This window comes from Pseudothioglobus sp. nBUS_23, assembly GCF_051201565.1.
In the GTDB taxonomy this organism is placed as follows: Bacteria; Pseudomonadota; Gammaproteobacteria; order PS1; family Pseudothioglobaceae; genus Pseudothioglobus.
Genome location: NZ_CP179200.1, coordinates 1,528,523 through 1,541,227, shown reverse-complemented (window position 1 = coordinate 1,541,227; position 12,705 = coordinate 1,528,523). Strand labels below are relative to the sequence as shown.

Below are 12,705 nucleotides of genomic sequence, written 5' to 3'. Positions count from 1 at the left end.
TTTAAGAAGTTATAAATTGAATCATAATCAACTTATTAAAAAACTATTCTTAGTTTTTGCTCTATCACTCTTTTCAAATCAAAGTTTTGCAAAAGGCTGCTCTGATGGTAGTGAACCAGTAAAGAGTATTTCCGCAGATGGCACCTATTTTGTATATAACTGTGGTGGAAGCAATCAACAAGCGTCTTCATCTTCTTCTAGTTCAAATACAAAACCATTAGCGGGAATTGATATTGAAAATGACCCAAATTTAGATTTTTTCAGACCACCACTTTTTCCTATTCAAATACGTAAGCTTATGGGCAGTGTTGGGGGACTAATTGCAGATTTTAATAATGACGGTTTAGCCGATGTTATATATACAGGTCTTCTGCTTTTTGATTTAATCTCCGAATGTACATATGGAGTGTGCAGTGATCAAGTTCAAGATGATGCAAAAAAAGTCCAACCGGCATTATATTTAAGTAGTGCTGATGGCAAGTTACAATACTCTCCAGAGCTAGTAATTGATAATCGTTTGAATAAAGGTATTGTCAATGGGTTCCCATTACTTGCAGATTACAATAATGACAAAGTACTAGATATTTATATAGCAGATCAAGGAGTGGGAAGGACTGGAAAGATTATTGGTTATCGTGATAGTTATTATTTGAGCCAGCCAAATGGAACTTGGCTAGAGTCAAGTAAGACCCATCTGAGTAATAGTAATTTCAAAGAATTTAATCATGGTGCCGCTACGGGAGATATTGACAATGATGGTGATATGGATATTGTTTCTACAGCAATGAGTGCTGGCTTATGGTGTCTAATGAATGATGGAAGTGGATTTTTCAAAAAACGTCAATGTGGTGGTAGTAATGTATTTGCCATAGAGCTGGCTGATATGGACAATGATGGAGACTTAGATATTTTAGCAGGAGGTCATGAGTATGAGTCTATGTTTACTGGGATTTACTGGAATGATGGTCAAGGAAACTTTATGCCTTATGACGCTACCCCACTAAAGCAATACAAAGATACATGGGGAGGGATTCCTGAGGTATCAGCTTCAGACTTAGACAATGATGGAGACATAGACATAGTTTACAGTAGGGTTGGAAATGTATTATATGAAGGAGCGGCAATACAAATTATAGAAAACTTAGGTAACAAGAAGTTTAAAGATCATGGAATTATTTCGTTAGATGACTCAACATTAGCTTTTATTAAAGATATTCGATTTAGAGATTTAGATAAAGATGGTGATTTAGACTTGTACTTAGTTGCAATGGAACAATATATAGATGGCACAGTCTTTATAAATAACGGCGACTTTAATTTTTTATTAATTATGCCACCTGAGGCATACAAATTATATGGAGCACTAGGGCAAAATGGCAGAATACAGTCTATAAATGATAGAGAAAAAAAAGCGAAACTTGCAGCTCAACTAAAAAAGATTAATGATGAAAAAAAGATACAAGAGAAAGAAAAAGCGAAGCTTATAGCCGAACTCAAAAAGAGCCAAGAAAAAGCAAAAGCAAAGCGGCTTGCCAAGGAAAGAGAAAATAGAAAAAACAATTTTAAATATTCATCTCGCAATTTTAAACCTCAGTTAAAACTATTAGAGACCCAAGGTAATTTAGCGGTTTGTAACGCCATTTCAAAAGAATTTTATGCGGGCGATTACTATAGCCGAACTAAGAGAAATACTTATCTCTTTGTATCTCTCGATAGTAACGGCAAGGATTGTCATTATGAGTGGGCTAGTAACGAAGGCAATGCCTTAAGAAGATGTAAGCAAAATAATGAAACAGATGGTAAATGCACAATCTATGCCCTAGGTGATAACATTGTTTGGGGTGATCCTGAGCTATACAAAGAGCTTACTGGAAGAGATTAAAACTTAAGGGTTCTCCTTAATATTCAACCTCTCACAAATCAAATTTGAATCCAGCACAAATTGAAATATAATTCCATGATGGAAAACTTTTGCCATTCGTATTTATTTGAACTTCATCAATGGAATTAAAAAATAAAGTTTTGTTTGTTTGTATGGGTAATATTTGTCGCTCACCAACTGCAGAGGGTGCATTTCGATCAATTGTTGACAATAATAATCTTAGTCAAAATTTTGATATTGATTCAGCTGGGACCCACGCATACCATATTGGCAATTCCCCTGATCAAAGAGCGCAAAAAGCAGCTATCGATAATGGTGTAGACATTTCAAGCCAGAGAGCAAGACAAGTCCATGAGAGTGATTTTTATTATTACGATTACATTATTGCTATGGATTCTGATAACCTCGAGAGACTCAAATCAATGTGTCCAGAAGGGAGTCATTCAAAGATTGAATTAATGTTAGATCATTCCAAGGAATATCCAGGATCTAGTGTTCCTGATCCCTACTATGAAGGGAAATTTGATGAAGTCTTCAAAATGGTCCACTCGGCCTGTTTATCTTTTTTTGAAAGTATCGAAAAAAAGACCAATATTCATTGACATCGTAGATACCACCAAAGTATAATTGCCGGCTTTATTCACCCCAAAGTGGGCGAAAAATTAAATATATTGGAGTATTAACCTATATGTCAACGATTAACCAATTGGTAAGAAAGCCAAGAAGTAAGAAGATTGTTAAAACTGGTGTTCCAGCTTTAGACAGCTGTCCGCAAAAACGCGGTGTTTGCACACGTGTTTACACTACCACGCCTAAGAAGCCAAACTCTGCGCTAAGAAAAGTTGCCCGTGTAAGACTGACGAATTCTGCAGAAGTAACTACTTATATAGGTGGTGAGGGTCACAACTTACAAGAGCACTCAGTGATTTTAATTCGTGGTGGTCGTGTAAAGGATTTGCCAGGTGTTCGTTATCATACGGTTCGTGGCGCTCTAGATACAACGGGTGTTGATGGAAGAATGCAAGGTCGTTCAAAATACGGCACGAAAAAACCTAAAAAATAATTAAAAGAGAATACTAATATGAGAAGAAGAGCCGCACCGAAAAGACAAATATTACCTGATCCTAAGTACGGCGATCTCGTACTAGCTAAATTTGTAAACATTCTAATGCTTGATGGCAAGAAATCTGTTGCAGAAAAGATTGTTTATGATGCGTTAGATACTATTGAATCTAAAGGTAACGCTGAGCCAATTGAAACTTTTAAGAAAGCTTTAGATAATATTGGCCCGCAAGTAGAAATAAAGTCTCGTCGTGTTGGTGGTTCAACATATCAAGTTCCAGTAGAGGTCAGAGCAGATCGTAAAATTGCTTTAGCAATGCGCTGGATTATTGAAGCTTCAAGAAAGCGTGGTGAGAAAGGTATGAAGCTTAGATTAGCAGGAGAGGTTCTTGATGCAGTTCAGAATCGCGGTACTGCATTCAAAAAGAAAGAAGACACTCATAGAATGGCTGAAGCAAATAAAGCTTTTGCTCATTTCCGTTGGTAATTTAAGGACTGAATCATGGCAAGAACCACACCAATTAATCGTTATCGTAACGTCGGAATCATGGCACATATTGATGCCGGTAAAACAACTACAACTGAACGCATCCTTTTATATACTGGCCGTACTCACAAGATTGGTGAAGTGCATGATGGTAGTGCAACAATGGACTGGATGGAGCAAGAGCAGGAGAGAGGTATCACTATTACTTCTGCTGCTACAACATGTTTTTGGAAGGGTATGGATGGTCAGTTCGAAGATCATCGTGTCAATATTATTGATACCCCGGGACACGTGGACTTTACAATTGAAGTCGAGAGATCCCTAAAAGTATTAGACGGCGCTTGCGCCGTTTTTTGTGCTGTTGGAGGTGTAGAGCCTCAGTCTGAAACTGTATGGAGACAAGCTAATAAGTACAATGTTCCAAGAATCGGTTTTGTCAATAAGATGGATAGAGCAGGTGCAGATTTTCTAAGAGTTGTTGACCAAGTTAAATCTAGGCTCGGAGCTAACCCCGTACCTATGCAGATTGCTATTGGCGCAGAAGATGCTTTTGAGGGCATTGTAGACCTTATAAGAATGAAAGCCATATACTGGAATGAGGCTGATCAAGGTGCAACCTATGAAGTCAAAGATATTCCAGCAGAGCTTCAGGACCTAGCTGATGAGAAGCGTGAGTTCATGATTGAATCTGCTGCCGAAGCAAACGAAGAATTAATGGAAAGATATCTTGAGGAAGGCACCCTGACTGATGACGAAATCAAGGAAGGAATCCGTGTTCAGACAATTGCGAATGAAATTATTCCAATGTTTTGTGGCACTGCATTTAAAAACAAAGGTGTTCAGGCGGTACTAGACGCAATGATCATGTATATGCCATCGCCTCTAGATGTAGAGCCAATCAGTGGAATCTTAGATGATGCGGCTGAAACTATGGCACCAAGACTACCTTCAGATAGTGAACCGTTTGCGGCACTTGGATTCAAAATTGCAACAGATCCATTTGTTGGAAATTTAACCTTCTTTAGAGTTTATTCAGGCGTATTGAAGTCTGGTGACTTTGTTTTCAACTCTTCCAAGGGAAAGAAAGAGCGTATTGGACGTATTGTTCAAATGCACTCTAACGATCGTGAAGAGATTAAAGAGGTAAGAGCGGGTGATATTGCAGCTGCAATTGGCCTTAAAGACGTAACTACTGGTGACACATTATGTGACATGAAGGACAAAATCATTCTTGAAAGAATGGAATTCCCTGATCCAGTTATCGCTGTGGCTGTTGAACCTAAAACTAAAATTGATCAGGAAAAAATGGGTATTGCTTTGGGCAAACTTGCTAATGAAGACCCATCATTTAGAGTTTCTTCTGATGAAGAGTCTGGTCAAACAATTATTGCGGGAATGGGCGAGCTTCATCTAGATATTATTGTTGATCGTATGATGCGTGAGTTTGACGTAGAGTGTAATGTGGGTGCTCCGCAAGTTGCTTATCGTGAAACTATCACTTCATTGGTAGAGCACGAGCACAAGTTTGCAAAGCAATCAGGTGGTCGTGGTCAGTATGGCCATGTCTATCTTCGAATAGAGCCTCAAGAGCCTGGAAGTGGTTATGAGTTTGTAGACGAAATCAAAGGTGGTGTCATTCCTAAAGAATATGTACCTGCCGTCAATAAGGGTGTGCAAGAGCAAATGCAAAATGGTGTGATTGCTGGCTTCCCATTGGTTGACGTTAAGGTAACTGTTTACGATGGCTCATACCATGATGTCGACTCTAATGAAATGGCATTTAAAATTGCTGCTTCAATGTGCATCAAGGAGGGCGTGAAGCGAGCTAACCCTCAGTTACTTGAGCCTATGATGAAAGTTGAAGTGTCAACTCCAGAAGACTATATGGGTGATGTGATGGGAGATCTTAATCGCAGAAGAGGTATTGTAAGTGCGATGGACGATACTCCTGCTGGTAAACAAATTAAAGCTGAAGTCCCTTTAGCTGAAATGTTTGGTTACGCAACAGACCTTCGCTCGATGTCGCAAGGTCGTGCAAACTACTCTATGGAGTTTGCTAAATATACTGCTGCTCCAAGAAATGTTGCAGATGAAGTTATTGAAAAATTAAATTCTTAACAGGGGATTAAAAATGGCAAAAGAAAAATTTGAAAGAACCAAACCACATGTGAATGTGGGAACGATTGGTCACGTTGACCATGGTAAAACGACTTTAACAGCAGCCCTAACGAAGGTGATGGCTGAAGCACGTGGCGGTGAGTTCAAGGATTACGCTGATATTGATAATGCTCCTGAAGAAAGAGAGCGTGGTATCACTATCTCAACAGCACACGTAGAGTACGAGTCAGAGTCTCGTCACTACGCACACGTTGACTGTCCGGGGCACGCTGACTATGTAAAGAATATGATTACAGGTGCTGCGCAGATGGACGGCGCTATTATTGTAATCGCTGCAACTGACGGACCAATGGCTCAAACACGTGAGCACATTCTATTGTCTCGTCAGGTGGGCGTTCCATACATCGTTGTGTACATGAACAAAGCGGACATGGTTGACGATGAAGAGCTCGTTGAGCTAGTCGAGATGGAGATCCGTGAGCTGCTAACAGAATATGAATTCCCAGGTGATGACACGCCAGTTGTTTTTGGTTCAGCGCTAAAAGCACTAGAAGGCGACACGTCAGATATCGGTGTCCCTTCAATCATGAAGTTGGTTGATGCATTGGATTCTTATATCCCAACGCCAGAGCGTGACACAGACAAGACATTCCTAATGCCAATTGAGGACGTATTCTCAATCTCAGGTCGTGGAACAGTTGTAACGGGTCGTATTGAGCGTGGTGTTGTAAACGTCGGTGATGAAATCGAAATCGTAGGTATTAAAGACACGCAGTTGACAACCTGCACAGGTGTTGAAATGTTTAGAAAGTTGCTTGACTCAGGTGAAGCAGGTGATAACGTTGGTGTTCTTCTTCGTGGTACTAAGCGTGAAGAAGTTGAGCGTGGTCAAGTACTAGCGAAGAAAGGGACAATCACTCCGCACACTAAGTTTGAGGCTGAGGTATATATCTTAAGCAAAGAGGAAGGTGGACGTCATACTCCATTCTTCAACAACTATCGTCCACAGTTCTACTTTAGAACAACAGACGTGACCGGCGCAGTTGAGTTACCATCAGGTACTGAAATGGTCATGCCAGGTGACAATGTGAAGATGACAGTTGAGCTGCTTGCTCCGATTGCAATGGAAGAAGGATTAAGATTTGCAATTAGAGAAGGTGGACGCACAGTTGGTGCTGGCGTCGTCTCGAAGATTTACCAACTGATTAGTTGAATTAAGACCGTCGAATTATTGTATAATCGACGGTTTTTTCGTTTTGGAAGATAGATAAGGCAAATAGGCAAATGAGCAATCAAAATATTAGAATTAAATTAAAGGCATTTGATCATCGTTTAATCGATAAATCAGCCGTAGAGATTGTAGAGACAGCTAAGCGCACAGGCGCTAGTGTAAGGGGCCCTATCCCTTTGCCTACAAAGAAAGAACGCTTTACAGTGTTGACCTCTCCGCATGTCAATAAAGATGCTAGAGATCAATATGAGTTAAAAACTTACGTTAGGTTGATGGATGTTATTAGTCCAACTGATAAAACGGTAGATGCATTAATGAAGTTAGACCTTGCTGCCGGTGTAGATGTAAAAATCCAACTTAACTAAATAGAACAGAAAGGATTAAGAAAATGGCAATTGCATTAGTAGGACAAAAAATCGGAATGACTCGCTTGATGGCGGATGATGGTTCAGCGTCATCAGTCAGTGTTATTAAAATAGAGCCTAATCGTGTAGTGCAGACTAAATCTGTTGAAACAGATGGTTACAATGCAGTTCAAGTTACGACTGGTAAGAAAGTTAATAAAAAAGGCGAAGCAAAAATTGGTCGCGTTAGTAGCTCCCTAAAGGGACATTATGCTAAAGCGTCCCAAGAGATAGGACTTGGACTCTGGGAAATGAGACTCAGTGAAAATGAAATCTCTGCAATGCCGAATCTTGATATCTCATTTTTTGGTGCGGGGCATTTTATAAATGTAACTGGCCAATCTAAAGGTAAAGGTTTCCAGGGTGGTGTAAAGCGTCACAACTTTAGTATGCAAGATGCGACTCATGGTAACTCTATCTCACACCGTGCAATTGGTTCAACTGGTCAGTGTCAAGAGCCTGGAAGAGTATTCAAAGGTAAGAAGATGGCTGGTCAGATGGGAAATGCACAAGTAACTGAAGAGTGTCTTGAGATTTTAAGAGTTGACAATGATCGCAATTTATTATTAGTTAAGGGGGCTATTCCTGGCTCTAAAAATGGTTTTGTGAAAGTATTTTTGTCTGATAAGAAAAATAATATTAATTCTAAGATTAGTAAAGAGCTTTCTGAGAAGCAAGCATCTGATTTGGCAGAAGCTCAGGCAGCAGCTCCAGTTGAAGAAGCAGCTCCAGTTGAAGAAGCAGCTCCAGTTGAAGAAGCAGCTCCAGTTGAAGAAACTAAAGCTGAAGCAGCTGATCAAGTAGATGAAACTAAAGATAAAGAGCCTGAAGCTTAATAAATATATATAGGTCTAGTGATGAAAGTAAAAGTATTAAATTTAAAAACTAACAAATCTACTTCACAGGAAGTTTCTGAAGATATTTTTGGTCGTGACTACAATGAGTCACTAGTTCACCAAATTACTACTGCCTATATGGCAGGCGGAAGAAGTGGAACTAAAGCTCAGAAAAATCGCTCAGCAGTTAGTGGTGGCGGAAAGAAGCCTTGGAAGCAAAAAGGTACTGGTCGTGCAAGAGCTGGAACATCTAGAGGACCAATTTGGAGAAGTGGTGGAGTAACATTTGCTGCTCAGCCTCGTAACTACTCTCAAAAAGTAAACAAAAAAATGTACAAAGGGGCAATCAGTGTAATTCTCTCAGAGTTACTTCGTAAAGACCGCTTGAAAATAGTATCAGATCTAGAAATTAAAGAACCTAAAACAAAAAACATCACTTCACTCATGAAAACATTAGATTTAAAAGATGCTCTTTTAATGACTGATGAGCTAGATGAGAATTTGTATTTATCTTCACGTAATTTGTATCATGTTGGTGTTTGTGATACTCAAAGTATCGACCCAGTCAGCTTAATTGGCTATGAAAATGTAGTTCTTACAAAGGCTGCATTAAAGAAAGTAGAGGCAATGTTATGAATCAAGAAAAAGTATTGAGTGTCCTACTTGGACCAATTGTTTCTGAGAAGACTACTTTGGCTACAGCCAACAATCAGTATGTCTTTAAGGTTAGGACTGACAGCAACAAAAGAGAAATCAGCGCAGCAGTAGAAGAGTTATTTGGTGTGACTGTTGAAGCTGTAACTACCTCAAATGTAAAAGGAAAGAAGAAGATTTACCGAGGAAAAGCTGGGAAGCGTGTTAATTGGAAAAAAGCAGTCGTTAAAGTATCTGAAGGTCAGATGATTGACGCAACTGCATCATAGAGAATTTATTATGGCATCAGTAATTAAAAGAAAACCAACTTCACCAGGCAGACGTTTTGTTGTTAGTGTCGTTGATAATGACCTGCATAAAGGCAAGCCTTTTGCTGCACTAACTGAAAGTAAAAATAGAATCAACGGAAGAAATAACCGTGGAAAGATTACTGTTAGACATAGAGGTGGAGGCCATAAGCAAAGATATCGTATTATTGATTTCAAGAGAAATAAAGATGATATTCAAGCAACTGTAGAGAGAATTGAGTATGATCCAAATAGAAGTGCGAACATTGCACTTGTTTTATATGCTGACGGTGAGCGTCGCTATATTATTGCCCCTAAGGGTCTGAAATCAGGTGACCAGATTATCTCTGGTAATTCTGTTGCAATCCAAAAAGGTAATTCTCTTCCTCTAAGTAATATTCCACTTGGTAGTGTTATTCATTGCGTTGAATTAAAACCAAAAAAAGGTGCTCAAATTGCAAGAAGTGCTGGAACTTCTGTTCAATTAGTAGCTAAAGAAGGAAATTATGTAACCATTAGACTTCGCTCTGGAGAAGTCAGAAAAGTTTTGGCTGAGTGTCGTGCAACATTAGGCGAGGTTTCAAAATCAGAGCACAGTTTGAGAAAACTTGGTAAAGCGGGTGCTACTCGTTGGAGAGGTGTTAGACCAACAGTCCGTGGTGTTGTTATGAACCCAGTTGATCACCCACATGGTGGTGGTGAAGGAAAGACTAGTGGTGGTAGACATCCTGTTTCTCCTTGGGGTACACCGACTAAAGGTTATAAAACAAGAACTAATAAGCGTACTGATAAATTAATAGTACGTAGAAGAAAATAAAGGGTAATTATGGCAAGATCACTTAGAAAAGGTCCATTTGTAGACGAGCACTTAATTCAAAAAGTAATGAAGGCTCAAGATAGTAATGACAGAAAACCTATTAAAACATGGTCACGTCGTTCGGTTATTGTTCCTGAAATGATTGGCCTTACAATTGCGGTGCATAATGGCCGTGTTCATGTTCCAGTTTCTATCAATGAGAATATGATTGGACATAAGTTGGGCGAATTTGCCGTAACAAGAACATTTAAAAGTCATTCAGGTGATCGTAAATAGTATTAGCAAAGGGTTTAGAAAATGAAAGAAGTTAAAGCAATTCATAAGTATGCAAAAATCTCCCCTTTTAAGGTGAGGTTAATTGCTGATCAAATAAGAAATAAGCCTGTAGAAGAGGCTTTGAATATTTTGACATTTAGCAATAAGAAAGCAGCAGTCTTAGTCAAAAAAGTTTTAAGTTCTGCAATTTCGAATGCTGAGCATAATGACGGTCTTGATATTGATGAGTTAAAAGTAAGTAGTGTCTTCGTAAATGAAGGCTCAACAATGAAACGAATTCGACCTAGAGCCAAGGGAAGAGCAAATCGAATTCTTAAACGAACCAGCCACATTAGTGTAGGCGTAAGCGAGTAAATAATTATGGGTCAAAAAGTAAATCCAGTAGGTATTAGATTAGGAATTGTAAAGGATTGGGATTCCAAGTGGTATGCCAGCAGTAAAGATTATTCTGAATATTTATTATCTGATATCGCAGTAAGAGACTTCTTATTTAAAGAATTGACTTCAGCATCAGTCAGCCGTATATCTATTGAGAGACTCTCTAACACTGCTAAGGTTATTATTCATACTGCAAGACCTGGGATTGTTATTGGTAAAAAAGGTGCTGACATTGAAAGGCTCAAGAATATTGTTTCGGAAAAAATGGGTGTGCCAGTTCACATTAGTATTGAAGAGGTTAAACAACCTGAATTGGATGCTCGTTTAGTTGCTGAGAATATTGCTCAACAGCTAGAAAAACGTGTGATGTATAGACGCGCCGTAAAAAGAGTTCTTGGTAATGCAACTAGATTAGGCGCACTTGGAATTAAAGTCATGGTAAGTGGGCGATTGAATGGTGCAGAAATTGCTCGCTCAGAGTGGTATCGTGAAGGCAGAGTCCCTCTCCATACTTTTAGAGCTGATGTAGATTACAGCAGCTTTAGAGCTAATACACAGTATGGCGTTATTGGTATTAAAGTATGGATTTTTAAAGGTGAGATTCTCGATCATAATAAAGGCACTATTGAAGAAGTTTCAAAACGTGGTGCTACTAAACAATTAGGCAAGAAGTAAAGGAATATAGCGATGTTGCAACCTAAACGTACAAAATATAGAAAGATTATGAAAAGCCGCAATCGCGGTTTGGCTGCTGGTCACAATGTCAGCTTTGGTGAAATTGGACTGCAAGCTTCAGGTAGATGCCGAATGACTGCTAGACAAATTGAGGCAGCAAGACGAGCAATGACAAGACATGTAAAGCGACAAGGAAAAATATGGATTCGCGTCTTTCCAGATAAGCCGATTACTAAGAAGCCACTTGAGGTTCGAATGGGTAAAGGTAAAGGTAGTGTTGAGTATTGGGTTGCTCAAATTAAGCCAGGACAAATGTTATTTGAAATGCAGGGTGTTGATGAAGTAGTAGCTAGAGAGGCTTTTGAACTTGCGGCAGCGAAACTCCCAGTTAAGACAACAGTAATTAAACGGACAATAATGTAATGGATGTTAAAGAATTAAGAGATCAGGATGTGACTCAGTTAAATGAACAGCTTATTACTTTGCGTAAAGAGCAATTTGAGTTGCGTATGCAAAAAAGCACATCTCAACTGACTGATTTATCAAAACTTGGCAAAACAAAAAAAGCGATTGCCCAAATTAAAACAATTATTAACGAGAAAAGCTCATGAGTGAAACTAATACGGTAGAAAGAGTCCTTACAGGTAAAGTTGTGAGCAACAGTCGTGACAAGACAATTGCTGTCTTAGTGGAGCGCAAGGTGCGTCATCCAATTTATAAAAAGTACATAAAGCGCAGCACAAAAGTTCATGCCCATGATGAAAAAAATGAGTGTGGTCTTGGTGACGTTGTAAGAGTTTCTGAATCAAAGCCATTTTCTAAAACAAAGAACTGGGCTCTGGTAGAAGTTGTTGAAAAATCTGTGAGTATTGATTAGATAGTCGCTATAAAGAGAGAAAGAATATGATTCAAATGCAAACAAAATTAAATATAGCGGATAACAGCGGTGGTGTTAGAGCTATGTGTATCAAAGTGCTTGGCGGTTCAAAAAGACGCTATGCAAACATTGGTGATGTTATCAAAGTAAGCATCAAGGAAGCTTCGCCTCGCGGTAAAGTAAAAAAAGGTGATGTTTATGATGCAGTGGTCGTTCGAACTGCTCAAGGTGTTCGTCGTAAAGATGGCTCTCGTATTCGTTTTGATACTAATGCAGTTGTTCTTCTTAATACAAAATTAGAGCCGATCGGAACTCGAATTTTTGGGCCGGTTACTCGTGAATTAAGGGGTGCTCAATTTATGAAAATTGTTTCACTTGCACCAGAGGTCTTATAATGATGAAAATTAAACAAAATGATGAAGTAATCGTTATTGCTGGAAAAGATAAAGGCTCTGTTGGTACTGTAACCAAGGTACTTGGAGAAAAGGTGATTGTTGAAGGTTATAACTTAGCCAAAAAGCATGTCCGCCCTAATCCACAAGAAGGTATCCAAGGTGGAATTGAAGAAAAAGAAATGCCAATGAGTATTTCAAATGTAGCAATCTACAACCCTACAACAAAAAAGGCTGATCGAATCGGTGTTAGGGTTAATGATGAAGGTGTTAAAGAAAGATTTTTTAAATCAAACGGTGAAGCCGTTATTTAAAGTAACGAATAAGTA

The 12,705-nt window shown here is 38.9% G+C and carries 19 protein-coding genes; all 19 read left to right on the top strand.

Annotated elements, in window-relative coordinates; genetic code table 11:
• Nucleotides 1–16: 16 nt before the first annotated feature.
• The 19 genes from ACMAZA_RS07885 (at nt 17) to rplX (ending at nt 12,690) form a co-directional block, all read left to right on the top strand.
• Nucleotides 17–1,882 (top strand): FG-GAP-like repeat-containing protein, encoded by a 1,866-nt coding sequence (locus tag ACMAZA_RS07885; protein ID WP_435188503.1) that lies wholly within the window; start codon nt 17–19, stop codon nt 1,880–1,882.
• Nucleotides 1,883–2,001: 119 nt separating this feature from the next.
• Nucleotides 2,002–2,484 carry a low molecular weight protein-tyrosine-phosphatase gene (locus ACMAZA_RS07880; protein WP_435188501.1) on the top strand — a complete coding sequence of 161 codons (483 nt, stop codon included), beginning with the start codon at nt 2,002–2,004 and terminating at the stop codon, nt 2,482–2,484.
• An 86-nt stretch (nt 2,485–2,570) separates the two neighbouring features.
• On the top strand, nt 2,571–2,945 hold the full coding sequence (gene rpsL / locus ACMAZA_RS07875; RefSeq protein ID WP_435188499.1) for a 30S ribosomal protein S12: 375 nt from the start codon (nt 2,571–2,573) through the stop codon (nt 2,943–2,945).
• Nucleotides 2,946–2,963: 18 nt separating this feature from the next.
• Nucleotides 2,964–3,431, top strand: a complete 468-nt coding sequence (gene rpsG, locus ACMAZA_RS07870) for a 30S ribosomal protein S7 (protein ID WP_435188497.1) — start codon at nt 2,964–2,966, stop codon at nt 3,429–3,431.
• 15 nt (nt 3,432–3,446) lie between these two features.
• Nucleotides 3,447–5,549 carry an elongation factor G gene (gene fusA / locus ACMAZA_RS07865; protein WP_435188495.1) on the top strand — a complete coding sequence of 701 codons (2,103 nt, stop codon included), beginning with the start codon at nt 3,447–3,449 and terminating at the stop codon, nt 5,547–5,549.
• A 13-nt stretch (nt 5,550–5,562) separates the two neighbouring features.
• Nucleotides 5,563–6,762: an elongation factor Tu gene (gene tuf / locus ACMAZA_RS07860; protein ID WP_435188493.1), complete on the top strand. Its 1,200-nt coding sequence runs from the start codon at nt 5,563–5,565 to the stop codon at nt 6,760–6,762.
• A 71-nt stretch (nt 6,763–6,833) separates the two neighbouring features.
• Nucleotides 6,834–7,145 (top strand): 30S ribosomal protein S10, encoded by a 312-nt coding sequence (gene rpsJ, locus ACMAZA_RS07855; RefSeq protein WP_020026353.1) that lies wholly within the window; start codon nt 6,834–6,836, stop codon nt 7,143–7,145.
• Between the two features lie 23 nt (nt 7,146–7,168).
• Nucleotides 7,169–8,020 (top strand): 50S ribosomal protein L3, encoded by an 852-nt coding sequence (rplC, locus tag ACMAZA_RS07850; RefSeq protein ID WP_435188491.1) that lies wholly within the window; start codon nt 7,169–7,171, stop codon nt 8,018–8,020.
• A 21-nt stretch (nt 8,021–8,041) separates the two neighbouring features.
• Nucleotides 8,042–8,656, top strand: coding sequence for a 50S ribosomal protein L4 (rplD, locus tag ACMAZA_RS07845; protein WP_435188490.1), 615 nt, complete (start codon nt 8,042–8,044; stop codon nt 8,654–8,656).
• Nucleotides 8,653–8,943: a 50S ribosomal protein L23 gene (gene rplW / locus ACMAZA_RS07840; protein WP_435188488.1), complete on the top strand. Its 291-nt coding sequence runs from the start codon at nt 8,653–8,655 to the stop codon at nt 8,941–8,943. Before rplD ends, rplW begins: the two co-directional genes overlap by 4 nt.
• Before the next feature lie 10 nt (nt 8,944–8,953).
• Complete coding sequence (gene rplB, locus ACMAZA_RS07835; RefSeq protein WP_435188486.1) at nt 8,954–9,778, top strand: 50S ribosomal protein L2; 825 nt, start codon at nt 8,954–8,956, stop codon at nt 9,776–9,778.
• A gap of 9 nt (nt 9,779–9,787) precedes the next feature.
• On the top strand, nt 9,788–10,054 hold the full coding sequence (rpsS, locus tag ACMAZA_RS07830; protein ID WP_435188484.1) for a 30S ribosomal protein S19: 267 nt from the start codon (nt 9,788–9,790) through the stop codon (nt 10,052–10,054).
• A 21-nt stretch (nt 10,055–10,075) separates the two neighbouring features.
• Nucleotides 10,076–10,408, top strand: a complete 333-nt coding sequence (gene rplV, locus ACMAZA_RS07825) for a 50S ribosomal protein L22 (RefSeq protein WP_435188482.1) — start codon at nt 10,076–10,078, stop codon at nt 10,406–10,408.
• A gap of 6 nt (nt 10,409–10,414) precedes the next feature.
• A complete protein-coding gene (rpsC, locus tag ACMAZA_RS07820) occupies nt 10,415–11,107 on the top strand; it encodes a 30S ribosomal protein S3 (protein WP_435188480.1) in 693 nt (230 codons plus the stop codon).
• Between the two features lie 12 nt (nt 11,108–11,119).
• Complete coding sequence (rplP, locus tag ACMAZA_RS07815) at nt 11,120–11,530, top strand: 50S ribosomal protein L16 (protein ID WP_435188478.1); 411 nt, start codon at nt 11,120–11,122, stop codon at nt 11,528–11,530.
• The gene (gene rpmC / locus ACMAZA_RS07810) at nt 11,530–11,718 is read left to right on the top strand and encodes a 50S ribosomal protein L29 (RefSeq protein ID WP_435188476.1); all 189 of its coding nucleotides are present in this window, start codon (nt 11,530–11,532) and stop codon (nt 11,716–11,718) included. Before rplP ends, rpmC begins: the two co-directional genes overlap by 1 nt.
• A complete protein-coding gene (gene rpsQ / locus ACMAZA_RS07805) occupies nt 11,715–11,984 on the top strand; it encodes a 30S ribosomal protein S17 (RefSeq protein ID WP_435188474.1) in 270 nt (89 codons plus the stop codon). Before rpmC ends, rpsQ begins: the two co-directional genes overlap by 4 nt.
• Before the next feature lie 26 nt (nt 11,985–12,010).
• Nucleotides 12,011–12,379, top strand: coding sequence for a 50S ribosomal protein L14 (gene rplN / locus ACMAZA_RS07800; RefSeq protein WP_435188473.1), 369 nt, complete (start codon nt 12,011–12,013; stop codon nt 12,377–12,379).
• Complete coding sequence (gene rplX, locus ACMAZA_RS07795; RefSeq protein WP_435188471.1) at nt 12,379–12,690, top strand: 50S ribosomal protein L24; 312 nt, start codon at nt 12,379–12,381, stop codon at nt 12,688–12,690. The genes rplN and rplX overlap by 1 nt, the downstream gene beginning before the upstream one ends.
• Nucleotides 12,691–12,705: the final 15 nt, after the last annotated feature.

Bases quoted from the DNA above. Each gene is read 5' to 3' on its own strand.
- ACMAZA_RS07880 (WP_435188501.1), top strand. From the start codon at position 2,002: ATGGAATTAAAAAATAAAGTTTTGTTTGTTTGTATGGGTAATATTTGT.
- rpsL (WP_435188499.1), top strand. From the start codon at position 2,571: ATGTCAACGATTAACCAATTGGTAAGAAAGCCAAGAAGTAAGAAGATT.
- rpsG (WP_435188497.1), top strand. From the start codon at position 2,964: ATGAGAAGAAGAGCCGCACCGAAAAGACAAATATTACCTGATCCTAAG.
- fusA (WP_435188495.1), top strand. From the start codon at position 3,447: ATGGCAAGAACCACACCAATTAATCGTTATCGTAACGTCGGAATCATG.
- tuf (WP_435188493.1), top strand. From the start codon at position 5,563: ATGGCAAAAGAAAAATTTGAAAGAACCAAACCACATGTGAATGTGGGA.
- rpsJ (WP_020026353.1), top strand. From the start codon at position 6,834: ATGAGCAATCAAAATATTAGAATTAAATTAAAGGCATTTGATCATCGT.
- rplC (WP_435188491.1), top strand. From the start codon at position 7,169: ATGGCAATTGCATTAGTAGGACAAAAAATCGGAATGACTCGCTTGATG.
- rplD (WP_435188490.1), top strand. From the start codon at position 8,042: ATGAAAGTAAAAGTATTAAATTTAAAAACTAACAAATCTACTTCACAG.
- rplW (WP_435188488.1), top strand. From the start codon at position 8,653: ATGAATCAAGAAAAAGTATTGAGTGTCCTACTTGGACCAATTGTTTCT.
- rplB (WP_435188486.1), top strand. From the start codon at position 8,954: ATGGCATCAGTAATTAAAAGAAAACCAACTTCACCAGGCAGACGTTTT.
- rpsS (WP_435188484.1), top strand. From the start codon at position 9,788: ATGGCAAGATCACTTAGAAAAGGTCCATTTGTAGACGAGCACTTAATT.
- rplV (WP_435188482.1), top strand. From the start codon at position 10,076: ATGAAAGAAGTTAAAGCAATTCATAAGTATGCAAAAATCTCCCCTTTT.
- rpsC (WP_435188480.1), top strand. From the start codon at position 10,415: ATGGGTCAAAAAGTAAATCCAGTAGGTATTAGATTAGGAATTGTAAAG.
- rplP (WP_435188478.1), top strand. From the start codon at position 11,120: ATGTTGCAACCTAAACGTACAAAATATAGAAAGATTATGAAAAGCCGC.
- rpmC (WP_435188476.1), top strand. From the start codon at position 11,530: ATGGATGTTAAAGAATTAAGAGATCAGGATGTGACTCAGTTAAATGAA.
- rpsQ (WP_435188474.1), top strand. From the start codon at position 11,715: ATGAGTGAAACTAATACGGTAGAAAGAGTCCTTACAGGTAAAGTTGTG.
- rplN (WP_435188473.1), top strand. From the start codon at position 12,011: ATGATTCAAATGCAAACAAAATTAAATATAGCGGATAACAGCGGTGGT.
- rplX (WP_435188471.1), top strand. From the start codon at position 12,379: ATGATGAAAATTAAACAAAATGATGAAGTAATCGTTATTGCTGGAAAA.